Source organism: Allobrachymonas wangyanguii (assembly GCF_045055315.1).
Classification (GTDB): Bacteria; Pseudomonadota; Gammaproteobacteria; order Burkholderiales; family Burkholderiaceae_C; genus Brachymonas; species Brachymonas wangyanguii.
The window spans coordinates 593,790-609,672 of the sequence record NZ_CP173677.1 but is presented as its reverse complement, the minus strand read 5'-3'; the positions used below and the strand labels follow the sequence as shown (position 1 = coordinate 609,672).

The 15,883-nt window shown below is 66.7% G+C and carries 17 protein-coding genes; 7 read left to right on the top strand and 10 right to left on the bottom strand.

All coding sequences use genetic code 11. The features are described from left to right. Nucleotides 1-9: 9 nt before the first annotated feature. The 4 genes from ACI3EV_RS02875 to ACI3EV_RS02860 are packed head-to-tail and all read right to left on the bottom strand — an operon-like array spanning nt 10 to nt 3,317. Nucleotides 10-504, bottom strand: coding sequence for a DNA-deoxyinosine glycosylase (locus tag ACI3EV_RS02875; RefSeq protein ID WP_329769995.1), 495 nt, complete (start codon nt 502-504; stop codon nt 10-12). Continuing rightward, complete coding sequence (locus ACI3EV_RS02870) at nt 501-1,355, bottom strand: TatD family hydrolase (RefSeq protein ID WP_337691509.1); 855 nt, start codon at nt 1,353-1,355, stop codon at nt 501-503. The genes ACI3EV_RS02875 and ACI3EV_RS02870 overlap by 4 nt, the downstream gene beginning before the upstream one ends. Then, the gene (lolD, locus tag ACI3EV_RS02865) at nt 1,352-2,071 is read right to left on the bottom strand and encodes a lipoprotein-releasing ABC transporter ATP-binding protein LolD (protein WP_337691510.1); all 720 of its coding nucleotides are present in this window, start codon (nt 2,069-2,071) and stop codon (nt 1,352-1,354) included. The genes ACI3EV_RS02870 and lolD overlap by 4 nt, the downstream gene beginning before the upstream one ends. Further along, nucleotides 2,064-3,317, bottom strand: coding sequence for a lipoprotein-releasing ABC transporter permease subunit (locus ACI3EV_RS02860; protein ID WP_337691512.1), 1,254 nt, complete (start codon nt 3,315-3,317; stop codon nt 2,064-2,066). Before ACI3EV_RS02860 ends, lolD begins: the two co-directional genes overlap by 8 nt. 150 nt (nt 3,318-3,467) lie before the next feature. Between ACI3EV_RS02860 and bioA the strand changes: the two genes are divergently transcribed. From bioA to recJ, 4 genes are all read left to right on the top strand, one after another. Further along, entirely contained in the window at nt 3,468-4,835 is a 1,368-nt protein-coding gene (bioA, locus tag ACI3EV_RS02855) for an adenosylmethionine--8-amino-7-oxononanoate transaminase (RefSeq protein WP_337691514.1), read from the top strand. Next, nucleotides 4,832-5,536 (top strand): dethiobiotin synthase, encoded by a 705-nt coding sequence (bioD, locus tag ACI3EV_RS02850; RefSeq protein WP_337691516.1) that lies wholly within the window; start codon nt 4,832-4,834, stop codon nt 5,534-5,536. The genes bioA and bioD overlap by 4 nt, the downstream gene beginning before the upstream one ends. A gap of 116 nt (nt 5,537-5,652) precedes the next feature. Then, on the top strand, nt 5,653-6,687 hold the full coding sequence (locus tag ACI3EV_RS02845) for a phosphoglycerate mutase (protein WP_329770001.1): 1,035 nt from the start codon (nt 5,653-5,655) through the stop codon (nt 6,685-6,687). Nucleotides 6,688-6,690: 3 nt separating this feature from the next. Next, nucleotides 6,691-8,400, top strand: coding sequence for a single-stranded-DNA-specific exonuclease RecJ (recJ, locus tag ACI3EV_RS02840; protein WP_329770002.1), 1,710 nt, complete (start codon nt 6,691-6,693; stop codon nt 8,398-8,400). Here recJ and ACI3EV_RS02835 read toward each other — a convergent pair. Genes ACI3EV_RS02835 through rsmD form a run of 4 tightly spaced genes read right to left on the bottom strand, consistent with a single transcriptional unit; the run spans nt 8,397 to nt 10,611 of the window. Further along, nucleotides 8,397-9,095, bottom strand: a complete 699-nt coding sequence (locus ACI3EV_RS02835; RefSeq protein WP_337691521.1) for a 2'-5' RNA ligase family protein — start codon at nt 9,093-9,095, stop codon at nt 8,397-8,399. The genes recJ and ACI3EV_RS02835 overlap by 4 nt on opposite strands. A gap of 3 nt (nt 9,096-9,098) precedes the next feature. After that, nucleotides 9,099-9,404, bottom strand: a complete 306-nt coding sequence (locus ACI3EV_RS02830; RefSeq protein WP_329770004.1) for a DUF1294 domain-containing protein — start codon at nt 9,402-9,404, stop codon at nt 9,099-9,101. After that, the gene (coaD, locus tag ACI3EV_RS02825) at nt 9,401-9,889 is read right to left on the bottom strand and encodes a pantetheine-phosphate adenylyltransferase (protein ID WP_329770005.1); all 489 of its coding nucleotides are present in this window, start codon (nt 9,887-9,889) and stop codon (nt 9,401-9,403) included. Before coaD ends, ACI3EV_RS02830 begins: the two co-directional genes overlap by 4 nt. 23 nt (nt 9,890-9,912) lie before the next feature. Next, nucleotides 9,913-10,611 carry a 16S rRNA (guanine(966)-N(2))-methyltransferase RsmD gene (rsmD, locus tag ACI3EV_RS02820; protein WP_329770006.1) on the bottom strand — a complete coding sequence of 233 codons (699 nt, stop codon included), beginning with the start codon at nt 10,609-10,611 and terminating at the stop codon, nt 9,913-9,915. A 176-nt stretch (nt 10,612-10,787) separates the two neighbouring features. Between rsmD and ftsY the strand changes: the two genes are divergently transcribed. Together ftsY and rpoH are read left to right on the top strand one after the other, a co-directional pair. Beyond that, nucleotides 10,788-12,161, top strand: coding sequence for a signal recognition particle-docking protein FtsY (gene ftsY, locus ACI3EV_RS02815; RefSeq protein WP_337691526.1), 1,374 nt, complete (start codon nt 10,788-10,790; stop codon nt 12,159-12,161). A 278-nt stretch (nt 12,162-12,439) separates the two neighbouring features. Then, a complete protein-coding gene (rpoH, locus tag ACI3EV_RS02810; RefSeq protein ID WP_329770125.1) occupies nt 12,440-13,321 on the top strand; it encodes an RNA polymerase sigma factor RpoH in 882 nt (293 codons plus the stop codon). 65 nt (nt 13,322-13,386) lie between these two features. On the opposite strand, the gene ACI3EV_RS02805 is transcribed toward rpoH, so the two are convergent. Further along, nucleotides 13,387-14,043 (bottom strand): SCO family protein, encoded by a 657-nt coding sequence (locus ACI3EV_RS02805; RefSeq protein ID WP_337691528.1) that lies wholly within the window; start codon nt 14,041-14,043, stop codon nt 13,387-13,389. A 52-nt stretch (nt 14,044-14,095) separates the two neighbouring features. Then, nucleotides 14,096-15,010, bottom strand: coding sequence for a biotin synthase (locus ACI3EV_RS02800; protein ID WP_337691530.1), 915 nt, complete (start codon nt 15,008-15,010; stop codon nt 14,096-14,098). A gap of 113 nt (nt 15,011-15,123) precedes the next feature. On the opposite strand from ACI3EV_RS02800, the gene ACI3EV_RS02795 reads away from it, so the two are divergent. Then, on the top strand, nt 15,124-15,858 hold the full coding sequence (locus tag ACI3EV_RS02795) for a ComF family protein (RefSeq protein ID WP_337691532.1): 735 nt from the start codon (nt 15,124-15,126) through the stop codon (nt 15,856-15,858). Nucleotides 15,859-15,883 lie beyond the last annotated feature (25 nt).

Below are 15,883 nucleotides of genomic sequence, written 5' to 3'. Positions count from 1 at the left end.
ATCTGGGACTCAGGCCAGGCCATGCGCCGCCAGCACCTCGCGCCAGGCCTGCAGCTTGCGTTCGAAGCTCCAGCTGGCGTTGGCCGGGCTGGTAGATGGCAATCGATATACCGGCAGACCCAGCGTGCGCGTATGGCGCTGGTGGCGCCAGCTCTCGCCACCGTTGTGCGCGATCGCCTCCAGCTGCGGACTGCGCTGCGTCAGCCCGACAAAATCATTCACCGTGGCGTTGCGGATCGCACTGTCCAGGCTGCCTTCGCGCTCGCAGCTGGCGTAGACATCCCAGATGCCCAGGCCGTGCGCCAGTGCCTGCTGGCAGCGCCCGGCATAGTCGAGCTGTTGCAAGGGCTGATCCCACAAGGTACCGAGAATGCGCCAGAACTGGTTTTGCGGGTGTGCATAGTATTGCTGCAGCTGCAGCGACTTGACGCCGGGAAAACTGCCCAGCACCAGCAGGCGCGTGTGGCTATCGGCAATGGGAGCCAGACCCGACAGCAGGCTCATGGCTGACCCTGGGGCAAAAGCGCTTGCAGCCGCGGCAACACCTGCAGCGTATTCGCCAGCACCTGTTGCTGCAACTGCGCCAAGGGCTGCCCGCGCAAGTCGGCCAGCACCTGGGCGATGCGCGGGATTTCTTCCGGGGCATTGCGGCCCTGTTGCTGGCCGGCGGCGCGTTCGGCGGCGGTGGCGTAGAGCCAGCTCGGGGCGATATCGGGGGCATCGGTTTCGAGCACGATGGCATCGTCGGGCAGCTCGGCGGCCAGGGCGCGCAAGCGCGTGGCACGGTCAAACGTCATGGCACCGCCAAAGCCGAGCTTGCAGCTTAGCCCCAGAAAGGCATCGGCCTGCTGCCGGCTACCGACAAAGGCATGGGCGATGCCGCTGGCCGGCGGCAGCTGGCGCAGCGCCTTGAGCACGGCATCGACCGAGCGGCGCACATGCAGCAGCACTGGCAGCTGGTGCTGGCGCGCCAGCCGCAGCTGTTCACGCAGCAGCCAGTCCTGGTGCGCGCGCATCTGTGGCGTGCACAGTTCCGGCACAAAAAAGTCGAGGCCGATTTCGCCCACCGCCACCAGATGCGGATCATCACGGGCTGCATCGAGCTGCTCGGCCAGCTGCTGCAGTTCACGTTCGCCGGCCGTTAGGGCGCACATCGGGTGGATGCCAAGCGCATAGGCATCGCCCCACTGGTGCGCCAGCTGCTGCACCTGCGCCACATGCGAGGCGTGCACATGCACCGCCGGAATCACGCACAGGCCGACGCCCTGCCCACGCGCGCGCTGGCGCATGGCGTCACGGTCGACATCAAACTCGGCCGCATCCAGGTGGCAGTGCGTGTCGATCCAGAGGCTCATGCCACGGGCAGCGGCGGCGTCGGGTCGGTGGTATGCAAGGGCTCGAGCACGCCCTGCGTCATGCGGAACTGGCGGTCGCAGCGGGCGGCCAGTTCCTCGTCGTGCGTGACCAGCACAAAGGCCGTGCCCTTGTCCTGCGCCAGTTGCAGCATGCGCTGGAACACCTGGTCGGCGGTGCTGCGGTCCAGGTTGCCGGTCGGTTCGTCGGCCAGCACGCAGGCCGGCTGCGTCACCAGCGCACGCGCAATCGCCACGCGTTGGCGCTCGCCGCCGGAGAGTTCTGCCGGGCGATGCTCGGCGCGCTCGGACAGGCCGACCTGGGCCAGCATCTGCAGCGCCTGCTGCTGTGCACTGGCGCGATCCTGGCGGCGGATCCAGAGCGGCATGGCGACGTTCTGCGCCGCGGTGAACTCGGGCAGCAGGTGGTGGAACTGGTAGACAAAGCCCAAATACTGGTTGCGCAGCTCGCCCTGTCTCGCCAGCGAGAGCTGTGCCAGATCCTGGCCCATGATCTGCACGCGGCCGCTGGTAGGAGCATCCAGCCCGCCCAGCATGTGCAGCAGCGTGCTCTTGCCGGAGCCGGAGGCACCGACGATGGCGACGGTTTCGCCCGCGTGCACCGTCAGGTCGATGCCACGCAGCACGGTCAGGTCAATATTGCGACCCTCATGGAATCGCTTGGTCAGGCCTTGCGCCTGCAGGACGATGTTACTCATAGCGCAGGGCCTCCGCCGGGTTGACACGGCTGGCACGCCAGCTCGGATACAGGGTTGCCAGGAAGGACAGGATCAACGACACGACCACGATCGGCACGATATCGCTGGCCTGCGGATCGCTCGGCATCTTGCTGATCAGGTAGATGTCCTGGGGCAGGAAGCTGGTGTTGAACAGGCGCTCGAAGAAAGGCACGATGACATCGATATTCACCGCCACCGCCAGCCCCAGCGCCAGGCCGGCCAGCGTGCCGATGATGCCGGCGGTGGCACCCTGCACCATGAAGATGCGCATGATGCTGCGCGGCGATGCGCCCAGCGTGCGCAGGATGGCGATATCGGCGCGCTTGTCCTGCACGCTCATCACCAGCGTGCTGACCAGGTTGAAGGCGGCCACTGCCACGATCAGCGTCAGGATGATGAACATCATGCGCTTCTCCACCTGCACGGCGGCAAACCAGCTCTTGTTCTGCTGCGTCCAGTCACTCACCAGCAGCTGGCCCTGGAACAGGCCGGCCAGTTGCGCCGCCACCGTGGGTGCCTCGTTGAGGTCGCGGATCTTCAGGCGCACGCCCATCGGGCCTTCAAGCTGGTAGATCAGCGCGGCGTCCTGCACGTTCAGCATCATCATGCCGTTGTCGTATTCGAAATGGCCGGATTCGAAGGTGCCGGCCACGGTCAGCTGTTTCAGCCGTGGCATCACGCCGGCCGGGGTGACGTTGCCGCTGGGCGCGATCATCGTCACCTTGTCGCCCGGCAGCACGCCGAGAGAACGTGCCAGCTGCACGCCCAGCACCACGTTGAAGCTGCCCGGCGTGAGCGACTTGAGCGTCGCCGCCTGCTGCTCGCTGATATTGCTGACCTCGTGCTCCAGGCCCGGCTCGATGCCGCGCACCAGCACGCCGCGCATGGTGTCACCCAGGCTCAGCAGTGACTGGCCGGAGACGAAAGGCGCGGCGCCGATCACTTCGGAGTTGGTGCGCGCCTGCTGCACCACCGCCTGCACATCCTGCAAGCCGGTGCCGTCCGGGTTGTACAGCTCGATGTGCGAGACCACGCCCAGCATACGGTCACGCACCTCCTTCTGGAAGCCGTTCATGACCGAGAGCACGATGATCAGTGCTGCCACGCCCAGCGCGATGCCGATGATGGAAGCTGCCGAAATAAAGGAAATGAACCCGTTGCGTCGGGTTGACCGGCCGGCGCGTGTGTAACGCCAGCCAATCAGGAGTTCGTAGGGACTTTGCATAGCTCTTGTAGTGACGGGTCTCCCCGGGGCAGCAGCTATTGTGTCACGCCAGCTTGCAGAGACCTGTCAGACGGTATCCCAGGTTGTGACAACACGTGCCTTTGCGCCAAGGCTTACACTTGGGCGGTGTGTGACTTTTTACCGGCCGACATGACGAACCCAGCCCTGTCCCTGAGCCAGCGCAGCCTGCGCAGCGTCTGGCACCCCTGCACGCAGATGAAGCAGCACGAACGCCTGCCCCCGCTGGCGATCGCGCGCGGCCAGGGCGTCTGGCTGTACGACGAGGCTGGCAATCGCTACCTGGACGGCATCAGCAGCTGGTGGGTCAACCTGTTCGGCCACGCCAACCCGCGCATCAATGCGGCGCTGATCGACCAGCTCGGCACGCTGGAGCACGCGATGATTTCCGGCTCCACCCACGCGCCGGTGGTGGAACTGTCCGAGCGGCTGTCGGCGCTGACCGGCGGTGTACTCGGCCATGCCTTCTATGCCTCCGATGGCGCATCGGCCGTAGAGATTGCGCTGAAGATGAGCGCGCACTACTGGCGCAACAGCGGCCAGCCGGACAAGCACCAGTATGTCTATCTGGCGCAGAGCTACCACGGAGAAACCATGGGCGCGCTCAGCGTGACCGATGTCGACATCTTCCGCCACGCCTACCAGCCGCTGGTGCGCCAGACGCATATCGCGCCCAGCCCTGATGCACGCCTGGCCGCCACGCCGCAACAGGCGGCCAACCAGGCGGCACAGGCGATGGAGGCGCTGCTGCAACAGCATGGCAGCACGATCGCCGCCGTCATCGTCGAACCGCTGGTGCAGTGCGCCACCGGCATGGCGATGCACGATCCCGACTACCTGCGCCAGCTGCGCGCGCTGTGCGACCGCTACCAGGTACACCTGATTGCCGACGAGATTGCCGTTGGCTGTGGCCGTACCGGCACTTTCTTCGCCTGTGAGCAGGCCGGCATCTGGCCGGACTTCATCACCCTGTCCAAGGGCATCAGCGGCGGCTACCTGCCCTTGTCGCTGGTGCTGACGCGTGACAGCATCTACCAGGCCTTCTACGACGACGATGTGCGCACCGCCTTCCTGCACTCGCACTCCTACACCGGCAACCCGCTGGCCTGCCGCGCCGCGTTGGCCTGCCTGGACATTTTCGAGAGCGAAAACGTGCTGGCACGCAACCAGCTGCTGGGCGAACAGATGGCGCAGGCGCTGCAACCGCTGGCGCAGCACCCGGCCGTGCGCCAGGTGCGCCGCCAGGGCATGATCTGGGCCTGCGATATCGATCCCGCCGCCATCCCGGAACAATCCGCCGACGATGCGCGCAACGGCATGGCCGGTGGCACTTTTTCGCAGCGCTACCATCTGGCGGCACGCCAGCGTGGCCTGCTGCTGCGCCCGATCGGCAACACGATCTACCTGATGCCGCCTTATGTGCTGCACGCAGTCGAGCTGCAGCATCTGGCCGATGGCGCGCTGGGCAGCCTGCTGGATGTGCTGGAGCCAGCCGCATGAGCATTCCCGCCTCCCTCGCACACGGCGTATTCGTCACCGGCACCGACACCGAAGTCGGCAAGAGCCTGATCGCCGCGGCGCTGATTCACCGCTACAACGCCAGCGGCCAGCCCTGCATCGGCATGAAGCCGGTCGCCGCCGGTGCCGACTGGCGCCAGGACGACGCCGGCGGCTACTGGCACAACGACGACGTCGCCCTGCTCGATCAGGCCAGCCCGATCCGCGCGCCGCAGGCGCTGCGCTGCCCCTACCTGTTCGAGCCGCCGATTGCGCCGCATGTGGCGGCGCGCCAGGCCGGCGTACAGATCAACCTGGACACGCTGCGCGAGCGCTACCTGCAGCTGCGCGACTACGCCCCAACCGTGGTCGTCGAAGGTGCCGGCGGCTGGCTGGTGCCCGTGGATGACAAGCACACCCTGGCCGATCTGGCGGTAGCGCTGCGGTTGCCGGTGGTGCTGGTGGTCGGCCTGCGTCTGGGCTGCATCAGCCACGCCCTGCTCACGGCACAGGCGATTGCCGCCAGCGGCCTGCCATTGGCCGGCTGGGTCGCCAACCATATCGACCCGCAGATGCTGGTACAGCAGGACAACATCGCCACGCTGCAGCAGCGCCTGCAAGCGCCCTGCCTCGGCATCGTGCCGCGGCTGGAGACGGTGGACGTGGCGCGGGCAGCCGGGTATCTGGGCTGGCCAGCCGCGTAATATTGCCGCAAGACAGGCAACAACCTGAAACCAGTCCCAATGCCGCACGCCGGGACAGTCCGGTGCCACCCCTCTAGAATAGAGTCAAGCCTACGTGCAAGCACCAGAAAGTTGTCATGTCGTCCACCCAATCCCACCATCTCGTCATTCCCTTTGCCCTGACCCGCTCGGCCGGCTGTCTGCAGGCCGTGCAACAGCTGCAGTTGCAGCACCTGCCCGCCCTGCTGGACCGGCTGCAGCCGTTGCCGGTGCGCCACTGGGATGAATACAACTACAGCACGCCGCACGAGCATGCGCTGGCCGAGGCCCTGCAATGGCCGGAGGCGCTGCGCCAGGACGGCCAGATGCCCTGGGCCGCACACATGGCACGCAGTCATGGCATGGCCACGGCGATTCCGGTCGCCTGGGGCCTGGTCACGCCCTGCCACTGGCAGATCCAGACCGATCACGTCACCATGGCGCATCCGCAGGAGCTGGAGCTGACGCTGGAAGAAGGCAATGAACTGCTGCAGGCCATGCAACCCTGGTTTGCCGAAGAAGGCCTGTACCTGGTCGCCGTACCGGGCAGCAAGCCCGGCAACATCCAGTGGCTGGCGCGCGGCTCGCTGCTGGAAGGCCTGCGCACGGCCTCGCTCGATCGCGTCTGTGGCCGCAATGTGGAAAGCTGGATGCCCTCGCAGGTCAAGGCCGCCACCAGCCCGACCGCTGCCCGCGCCGCGCCGCTGCAGCGCCTGCAGAGCGAGATGCAGATGCTGCTGCACACGCACCCGGTCAACGATCGCCGCCAGGCCGCCGGCAAGCTGCCGGTGAACTCGTTCTGGGTCAGCGGCACCGGCGTGCTGCCGGCCGACATCCCGCTGTTTCCCGAAGATGAGAACGCACTGCAGCCACACATGCTGCGCCAGCTCGCCACCGCCGCCCAGCGCGAGGACTGGGACGCCTGGCTGACCGCCTGGCGCTGGCTGGACGAGCACGTGTTTGCACCGCTGCTGCAAAAGCAGCGCGAAGGCACGCTGAAAGGCCTGCAGCTCACGCTGTGCAGCGAGCAGCGCGCCGCCAGCTGGCACAGCGCGCCGGTATCGCTGTTCGACAAGCTGATCCGCAGCATGCGTCCGACCCAGCTGCCTGCACTGCTGCAGAAAACCCTGTAAGCCATGCGCCTGCTGACCCGTGACATCCCGCCCCGCGCCTGCTGGGCGCTGGAACAGGCTGGCCTGCATCCGCTGCTGGCGCGCCTCTATGCCGCACGCGGCGTGCAACCGGACGAACTCGACGAGGGCCTGGCCCGGCTCACCCCGCCAGACCAGCTGCTCGGTGCGCAACAGGCTGCCGTGCTGCTGGCCGACAGCATCGCTGCGGGTCGCAACATCTGCATCGTCGCCGATTACGACTGTGACGGTGCCACCGCCTGCGCCGTGGCATTGCGCGGCTTGCGCATGCTGGGCGCCACCCAGGTGCAGTTCCTGGTGCCCGACCGCGTGGTCGACGGCTACGGCCTGACCGGCCCGATTGCCGAACGCGTACGCGCTGCCGGCGGCGACCTGCTGGTCACGGTAGACAACGGCATCGCCAGCGTGGAAGGCGTGGAGGCCGCCCATGCGCTCGGCATGCAGGTGCTGGTGACCGACCACCACCTGCCCGGCGACACCCTGCCGGCCGCCGATGTCATCGTCAACCCGAACCAGCCCGGCTGCAGCTTTCCCGGCAAGTCCATGGCTGGCGTGGGCGTGATGTTCTACGTATTGCTGATGCTGCGCGCCGAATTGCGCCAGCGCGGCCAGTTCACGGCGCAGAACCAGCCGCGGCTGGACACGCTGCTGCCGCTGGTGGCGCTCGGCACCGTCGCCGACGTGGTGAAACTGGACGCCAACAACCGCCGCATGGTGGCGCAAGGTCTGAAACGCATCCGCCAGGGCGCGATGCCGGCCGGCCTGCACGCGCTGTTCCAGGTCGCCGGCCGCGACTGGCGCGCCGCCACGACTTTTGACATGGGTTTTGCGCTCGGGCCGCGCATCAACGCCGCCGGCCGCCTGGCCGACATGACGCTGGGCATCGAATGCCTGACCACCGACGATGCCACGCGCGCGCTGGAGCTGGCGCACCAGCTCGACAGCATCAACCGCGAACGCCGCGAGCTCGAAGACGGCATGCGCGAGCAGGCCCAGGCCAGCGCCGAGGCCCTGTTTGCCACCGATGCCGCCCCGCCCTCGGCGCTCAGCGTGTTTGGCGAGGATTTCCATGAAGGCGTAGTCGGCATCGTCGCCTCACGCCTGAAAGACAAGCTGCACCGGCCGATCTTTGTCTTTGCCCCGAGCGCGGCGCCAGGCCAGCAGCAGGAGCTGAAAGGCTCGGGCCGCTCGATTCCGGGCTTTCACATGCGCGATGCGCTGGACCTGATCTCCAAGCGCCATCCGGAGGTGATCCTGCGCTTTGGCGGCCACGCCATGGCGGCCGGCTGCACCATTGCGCGCGCGCATTTCCCGACCTTCGAGCAGGCGCTGGTGCGTATCGCGGAGGAATGGCTGGACGAGGCCACGCTCACCCGCACGCTGGAAACCGATGGCGCGCTGCCGCCCGAATTCCGCCGCATCGATATCGCCAGCGAGCTGCAACAGCAGGTCTGGGGCCAGGGCTTTGCGCCGCCGGTGTTCTGCGAGGAGCTGGACATCGTGCAGCAGCGCCTGGTGGGCGAGCGCCACCTCAAACTACAGCTGCGCCACCACGGTGAATTGGTAGACGGCATCTGGTTTGGCCGCAGCGAACCGCTGCCGCCACGCGCCACGCTGGCCTACCGGCTCGACGTGAACAGCTGGCAGGGCCGCGACAACGTGCAGCTGGTGGTGGAAGGCATGGCCGGCGACTAGACGCCCGCCGCCGCCAGCACCCCGGCCGCGATCGGGCCAAGCAGGTGGCTGTCGTGCCAATGCAGCGCCTGTTGCTGCAAGTCCCATGCTGCCACCGGCAGCAGCCGGCCACCGATATCGTGCGTGGCATAGGCCACCAGCCAGAGCTGCTGCACCGGCAACGCCGTCACCTGTTCCGGCACCCGTGCCCGGCATGATACCAAGGTCGCCAGCGGCCAGGCGTCGGCATAGTGGCCCAGCGTCAGGTGCGGCACATGGGCTTCGGCCAGCGCCTCCTGCGTCAGCAGCGCCTGGCGCGCATCCGCATAGCCAGTGGAATCAGCATGCACCTGCAGATACGGCACGCTGGCAAAGCTGTCCAGCCGGCCGATCTGCAAGGTGAACGGCGCAATCGCCGCCTGGCGCAGCCCTTGCAACTGGGCCAGTAAACCGGCGGCATTGATCGCCTGGGGCTCCGCCTGCGTCTGCGGAAAACCGCCCAGCGCGATCGTCACATGCGGCTGGCGCCCATAAGCAGGCAATAGCAGCTGCTGCAGCGCCGTGCGCGCCTGCTGCCAGCGCGCCCGCACGGCAGGCGTATCGGCATCGATCACCCAGCACAGGTAGTACGGGCGGCCACGGTGCCATTCGGGAAAATCACGCTGCTCGCAGCGCAGGGTGTGGCCGCGCTGCAGCAGCCAGGGATCGGACCACATCGCTCAGGGCAGGCGCGACAGGTCCCAGTAGAGCAAGCCGCCCAGCGCCATCATATTCAGCATCACCGTGAGCCAGAACACGGTCTGGAACGCCGGCTTGACGGTCTTGTGGCGGAACAGCCGCTGTCCGAGCCAGCCACCCGGCCAGCCGCACAGCAGTGCCAGCGTGTGCAGATACGATTCCGGAATGCGCGGCTTGTTGGCCCTGGCCGCCAGCTTGTCCCAGCCGTACACCAGCAGCGTGCACAGGCTCATCGCCACATAAATGCCGATCAGCCACTCGAAGTGGGTGACGACCGAGACGTTCATAGACGTCCGCTCTTGGCCATCAGGCGCTCGAACACGCCCGGCGATACCAGCTGGTGCACCTCGCCGCCCAGGGTGGCGATCTCGCGCACATAGGTGCTGCTGACAAACTGGTACTGGTCGCTCGGAGTCAGGAACACGGTCTCGACATCGGGCATCAGGCGGCGGTTCATGCCGGCGAGCTGGAATTCGTAGTCAAAGTCGGTCACCGCGCGCAGGCCGCGCACCATGGCGCGCGCGCCACGCGCCACGACAAAGTCGCGCAGCAGGCCGTCATAGCTCTCGACTGTGACGTTGGGGAAACGCGCCACCGCCTGCTGCACCATGTCCAGCCGCTCTGCCAGGTCGAACATCGGCTTCTTGTGGTGGCCAGCCGCGACCGCCACGATCAGGTGGCCAAACAGCTGGGAAGCGCGGCGCACCAGTTCCTCGTGGCCCAGGGTCATCGGATCAAAGGTGCCGGGATAGACGGCGATCACGGGGTTCATGCGCGGAAATCTCCTGTACAGATTCAGTCAGCCGCCTGCAGCGGACGCAGCAGGTGGGCGTGCACGGCGCCAGCCTGCAGATGGCGCCAGCACTGCCAGCCCAGCGGCTGAAGAGCGGCATCGTCCCAGGCCTGGCCGGCTTCCAGATAGAGGTAGCCAGTGGGACGCAGCAGCGGCAGCGCCAGCTGCAGCGCCTGCTGGTACCAGTCGGCGTCATAAGGGGGATCCAGCAGGATCAGGTCCTGGCTGGCGGGATGTTGTCGGGCCTGGTCGCGCAGCAGTGCCAGCGCATCACCCTGGCGCACCTGCACGGCATCGGCCTGCAAGCTGGCCTGCAACTGGCGCAGCTGCTTCACCAGTGCCGCGTGCGATTCCAGCATCAGCACGCGGGCGGCACCGCGCGAGGCGGCCTCGAAACCGAGCGCGCCGGTGCCGGCACACAGGTCGATGCAGTGCCAGCCTCCCAGGTCCTGGCCGAGCCAGTTGAACAGGGTCTCGCGCACGCGGTCCGGCGTGGGGCGCAGGCCAGGCGGCACGCCGGGGCCGGCGGCGACCGGCAGCAGGCGGCGGCGCCACTGGCCCCCGATGATGCGGACCTGGCCGGCACCGCGTTGTGCCGCTACGCCCTTGCCCGGGCGCTTGCCCGCCGGGCGCGCGGCCTCGGCCGGCTTGGCGCGCAGGCTGGCATTGATGGCTTCGAGTGACATGGCAGAGCGTCCCATGCCGCGATCATAGGGGAAAAGCCCGCCAGACAACGCGATCTGCCGGCTTTTTGCCGCCTGCCGGCCGCCAAAGTCGCGCATCGCGCAGCCGCTTGCATGGATATTCACGGGACGGACAGGGCTTGTCCTTACAATCAGGGGCACTGTCTGCCCTCCTACCGGCCTCCCTACACCCCATGTTCAGCTTTTTCAAGAAAAAACCTGCCGCTGCGCCTGACGCAGAGCTGCCTGTCGATAGCGCTCCCGACAGCGTTACCGAGGCGACACCTGCCGTCGTCCCGGAACCCGAACCCGCCGCCGACGTGGCTGCCGAGCCCGCTGCCGAAGCCCCCAAGGGCTGGCTGAACCGGCTGCGCCGCAGTTTCGGCAGCGACGAGGAGCCGGCTGCATCCACGGTCGAGGCCGAGACGCCTGCTGGCGAAACGGCAGCCGCCGAACTGCCGCCCATCGACGAGGAAGAGCTGGAGCGCGCCGCCATGGAAGCGGCCACCGAGCATGAGCTGCCGCCGGAAATCATCGAGCCGGTGCCGCCGGTCGTCGCGCCCGTGGCTGCTGTTCCGGCACCTATGGACAGCCCGGCCGAGGCCATCGCCAGCGACAGCTACGCCCTGTCCGCCCCGCCCCAGGAGCGGCCCGAGTCGCTGGATCCGGATCGTGCCGGCTGGTACAGCCGCCTGAAGACTGGCCTGCGCCGCACCGGCAGCAATATCAGCACCGTATTCACCGGCACCCGCATCGACGACGAACTGTACGAAGACCTGGAAGCTGCACTGCTGATGGCCGATGCCGGCGTGCAAGCCACCGAATTCCTGCTGGAAGACCTGAAGCAGCGCGTTAAGAACGCGCGCGCCAGCGATCCGGCCCAGGTCAAGGCGCTGCTGGTCGATGCGGTTGCCGACCTGCTGGCACCCCTGCAGAAGCCGCTGGTGATCGGCGAGCACACGCCGACCGTGATCATGGTCGCCGGTGTCAACGGCGCCGGCAAGACGACCTCTATCGGCAAGCTGACCAAGCACCTGAGCGACCACCAGCAGCAAGTGCTGCTGGCGGCTGCCGACACCTTCCGCGCCGCCGCGCGCGAGCAGCTGGCGATCTGGGCCGACCGCAACACGGTGGAAATCGTCAGCAGCTCCGGTGGCGATCCGGCCGCGCTCAGCTTTGACGCCGTGGCCGCCGGCCGTGCGCGCGAGAAGGACGTGGTGCTGGTCGATACCGCCGGTCGTCTGCCGACCCAGCTGCACCTGATGGACGAGCTGAAGAAGATCCGCCGCACCATCACCAAGGCCTATGTCACCGCGCCGCACGAGGTGCTGCTGGTGATTGACGGCAATACCGGCCAGAACGCGCTGGCCCAAGTCAAGGCGTTTGACGAGGCACTGGAACTTACCGGCCTGATCGTGACCAAACTGGATGGCACGGCCAAGGGTGGCGTGCTCTGCGCCATCGCCCGCGAAAAGCCGGTGCCGGTCTACTTCGTCGGCGTCGGCGAAAAGCTGGAAGACCTGCAAACCTTCAACGCGCGCGAATTTGCCCAGGCACTGCTGGGCTGATCCGCCCCTGTCCTACACGCCGTCCCCGCCCTGCTTTCCATAATGGACATCAGGGCGGCCTGCCAACGGGCAGACGGCAATCCTTCGGTTTGTTACGTCTTTCACGCCCTGACTTAGCACTCGTAACGTCAGAGTGCTAATATTTGAGGAACGAACGGAACATTCCTTCCAGGAATGACTCCAACCCTTAAAGGAGTAAACGATACGTGGCAGACAACGCTGTGGTTTCCAACAAGACTGACCTGGCCCTGGCCCCCAACTGGTCGGCCGTGGCCACCATGCCCCCGCTGGGCAATCTTGACGCCTATATTTCTGCGGTCAACCGCATGCCCATGCTCACTTCCGAGCAGGAGCAGGATTACGCCAAAAAACTCAAGGAAAACAACGATCTGGACGCTGCCGGCCGCCTGATCATGTCACACCTGCGACTGGTGGTTGCCGTGTCGCGCCAGTACCTGGGCTACGGTCTGCCGCATGGCGACCTGATCCAGGAAGGCAACGTCGGCCTGATGAAGGCGGTACGCCGCTTTGACCCGTCGCAGGGCGTGCGTCTGGTCAGCTACGCCATGCACTGGATCAAGGCCGAGATCCACGAGTACATCCTGAAGAACTGGCGCATGGTCAAGGTGGCCACCACCAAGGCGCAGCGCAAGCTGTTCTTCAACCTGCGCAGCAAGAAGCAGGGCTTCCGCGCCGCCGCCGACCTGGACGACGTGATGGCGCATCGCGACGGCCTGACCGAGCAGGAAATTGACATCATCGCGCAAGACCTGAACGTCAAGCGCGAAGAAGTGATGGAGATGGAAACGCGCATGTCCGGTGGTGACGTGCTGCTGGATCCGGCTCCGTCCGATGATGGCGAGCAGGCCTTTGGCCCGATTGCCTACCTGTCCGACGCCAGCCACGAGCCGACCGCCATGCTGGAAGCGCGCCAGCGCGACACCATGGCCACCGACGGCATCGCCGCCGCGCTCGATACGCTGGATGCGCGCAGCCGACGCATCGTCGAGCAGCGCTGGCTCAATGTCAACGACGACGGTTCCGGCGGCATGACGCTGCACGAGCTGGCCGCCGAGTACGGCGTCAGCGCCGAGCGCATCCGCCAGATCGAATCGGCCGCGATGAAGAAGATGAAGACGGCACTGGTCGAGTACGCGTAAGCGCCTCCGGCATGCGCCAGCAAAAAACGCCCCGAGGGGCGTTTTTTGCGTCTGGACAGAAAGGATCAGGCTTCGGCCAGCAGCGTCTTGACGTCCGCCGCAATCGAATCGGCCGGCGTGCCATAGCTGCAGTGCACGCGGATCTTGCCCTTGGGATCAAACAGCAGCACACCGGCGGTGTGGTCCATGGTGTAGCTGGTGGGCGTGCTGCCCTCGACCTTCTTGTAGTAGACCTTGAAGTCCGGCGCAACCTTGGTGCGCAGTTCTTCGGGTGTGGGCACCAGGGCCACGAAGCTCGGGTCGAAGTTGCCCAGGTATTCCTTCAGGATCTGCGCCGTATCGCGCTCAGGATCCACCGTGACGAACAGCACCTGCAGCTTGTCGCCATCGGCACCGAGCATTTCCTTGACCTGCACCATCTCGGCCAGCGTGGTCGGGCAGACGTCCGGGCACTGCACAAAACCGAAGAACATGGCCACCACCTTGCCGCGGAAATCGGCCATGCTGCGCTGCTGGCCGTTCATGTCGGGCAGGGAAAAGTCTTGCGCGTACTTGGCACTGCTGATGTCCAGGCCCTTGAACTGGCTGGACTTGCTGCCGGCCGAACTGCCGTTTTCACAGCCGGCCAGCATCAGGGCGGCACCGCCCAGCATCAGCGAAGAAACGATCTGGCGGCGCGTCAGGCCAACAGCCCCGGAAAATGCGTGCGTGGTGTGTGTCATGCACTCATTCTACAAGTCGATCAACACAACGGTCCATGAAGACCGTCCGGGTTCAGGGCTGTTGCTTGCGCAGCATGCGCTGCATCTGCTCCAGCGTGATCGCCGTCGTGCCTTCGACCTTGTGGCGCGGTTCGGGCTGCAGCGCGTGGCCGTAGATCACCTCGAAGGTCAGCGCGATGCTGCCATCGCGCTCCAGCGTGCGCAGGCCGTGTTTCAGCTGCTGCAGCCAGCCGCGGCCATGGGTGCACGTATCGCGCTGGCTGGACAGGTTGCGGCCCAGCTCGCGCAGCTCCTGCAGCAGGCGCTCGGGCGTGGCAAAGGTCAGCGTGATGCGCTCCATGTCCATCACCGGCTCGGCAAAACCGGCCTGAATCAGCATGTCGCCCCAGTCGTGCATGTCGGTGAACTGGTGCGCCGGTGCTGGCCAGCCCAGCGTGCGGTAGAGCGCGTCCAGCTCGCGCAGCGTGTCCGGGCCAAGCGCCGAGAACATCAGGAAACCATTCACCGCCAGCGCCTCGCGCCACTGCGCCAGCAGCGCCTGCGGATCAGCGGCGTTGTGCAGCGCCATATTGGCCCACAGCATGTCCATGCTGCCGGCCTCCGGCAAACCAAATTGGGTCGCCACTGGACCGCCCAGCAGGCCACCCAGCGTGCGGCGCAGCCAGCCGCTGCCGCCCTCTTCCGCGCCCAGCTGCTGCAACGCCTGCTGGCTGGCCGCATCGGGCTCATGGGCCCAGGCCTGCGCCTGCGGATAGCGCTGGCGCAGCAGCGCGTGCGCCTGCTGGCCACCCTTGAGCGGCTGCCAGTGCAGCCAGCGCTGCGGCTGCAGCGTGATCAGCGACAGGCGGTCTTCCATGCGGCGCGCGATCTCCTCGTGCAGCCAGGGGCTGTGCGGCAGCGGCAACTGCTGCCAGCGGCGCGCGGCCACGGGATCGATGCTGGGGGGGAGTTGGGACTGGGTATGCACGCGGGCAGTATATAGCGCCGCCCCAGCCCTGCGCCAACGCGGGATTTGCACGGCTTGACGTAGCAGCCACACCTTCCGCTACAATGCACATATTAATTCTTTTATCTTATAACTTGAACTGGTTTACCCGCCTGATTCCGGCACGCTGCGGCATTTGCCAGAGCTGGCCAGCACAGCCGCTGTGCGCCGATTGCGTGCAGCGGCATGCCCAGCCCATGGAACGCTGCCGTGGCTGCGCCCTGCTACTGCCACCAGACGAGGACGATGGCCATGGCCTGTGCCACGATTGCAGCCAGCACCCGGCCCCGCTGCTGGAAAGCTGCCATGCCTCCCTCTCCTACGTCTGGCCCTGGCAAGGCAGTATCGATGCCTTCAAGTTCCATGGCCAGCCGGCGCTGGCCGGGCTGCTGGCGGCACGTATGGCCGCCTGTCCGGAGCTGGTCGCCACGGTGCGCGACAGCGATCTGCTGGTGCCACTTCCCTTGCACCCGCATCGGCTGGCCGAGCGCGGCTTCAGCCAGACCTGGCTGCTGGCACAACAGCTGCGCCGGCTGGTCCGCCCGCCGGTCCAGAAAGCCGTGCTGCGCCATGACTGGCTGGCGCGCAGCCGCCATACGCCGCACCAGAGCCGGCTGCCGCATGCCGAGCGCGAGCACAATATCCAGGATGCCTTCGAGGTACCAGCGCGACTGGCGCCGCTGGTCGAAGGCCGCCATGCCGTGCTGCTGGACGACGTGATGACTACCGGCGCCACGCTGGAAGAAGCGGCGCGCGTGCTGCTGGCCGAAGGCTGCCACCGCGTCAGCGCCGTGGTGCTGGCGCGCACCGAAAAACCCCGGTTTGATTGACGCCCCGGTTTGGCGCGACAATGCG

Bases quoted from the DNA above. Each gene is read 5' to 3' on its own strand.
- ACI3EV_RS02875 (WP_329769995.1), bottom strand. From the start codon at position 504: ATGAGCCTGCTGTCGGGTCTGGCTCCCATTGCCGATAGCCACACGCGC.
- ACI3EV_RS02870 (WP_337691509.1), bottom strand. From the start codon at position 1,355: ATGAGCCTCTGGATCGACACGCACTGCCACCTGGATGCGGCCGAGTTT.
- lolD (WP_337691510.1), bottom strand. From the start codon at position 2,071: ATGAGTAACATCGTCCTGCAGGCGCAAGGCCTGACCAAGCGATTCCAT.
- ACI3EV_RS02860 (WP_337691512.1), bottom strand. From the start codon at position 3,317: ATGCAAAGTCCCTACGAACTCCTGATTGGCTGGCGTTACACACGCGCC.
- bioA (WP_337691514.1), top strand. From the start codon at position 3,468: ATGACGAACCCAGCCCTGTCCCTGAGCCAGCGCAGCCTGCGCAGCGTC.
- bioD (WP_337691516.1), top strand. From the start codon at position 4,832: ATGAGCATTCCCGCCTCCCTCGCACACGGCGTATTCGTCACCGGCACC.
- ACI3EV_RS02845 (WP_329770001.1), top strand. From the start codon at position 5,653: ATGTCGTCCACCCAATCCCACCATCTCGTCATTCCCTTTGCCCTGACC.
- recJ (WP_329770002.1), top strand. From the start codon at position 6,691: ATGCGCCTGCTGACCCGTGACATCCCGCCCCGCGCCTGCTGGGCGCTG.
- ACI3EV_RS02835 (WP_337691521.1), bottom strand. From the start codon at position 9,095: ATGTGGTCCGATCCCTGGCTGCTGCAGCGCGGCCACACCCTGCGCTGC.
- ACI3EV_RS02830 (WP_329770004.1), bottom strand. From the start codon at position 9,404: ATGAACGTCTCGGTCGTCACCCACTTCGAGTGGCTGATCGGCATTTAT.
- coaD (WP_329770005.1), bottom strand. From the start codon at position 9,889: ATGAACCCCGTGATCGCCGTCTATCCCGGCACCTTTGATCCGATGACC.
- rsmD (WP_329770006.1), bottom strand. From the start codon at position 10,611: ATGGGACGCTCTGCCATGTCACTCGAAGCCATCAATGCCAGCCTGCGC.
- ftsY (WP_337691526.1), top strand. From the start codon at position 10,788: ATGTTCAGCTTTTTCAAGAAAAAACCTGCCGCTGCGCCTGACGCAGAG.
- rpoH (WP_329770125.1), top strand. From the start codon at position 12,440: ATGCCCCCGCTGGGCAATCTTGACGCCTATATTTCTGCGGTCAACCGC.
- ACI3EV_RS02805 (WP_337691528.1), bottom strand. From the start codon at position 14,043: ATGACACACACCACGCACGCATTTTCCGGGGCTGTTGGCCTGACGCGC.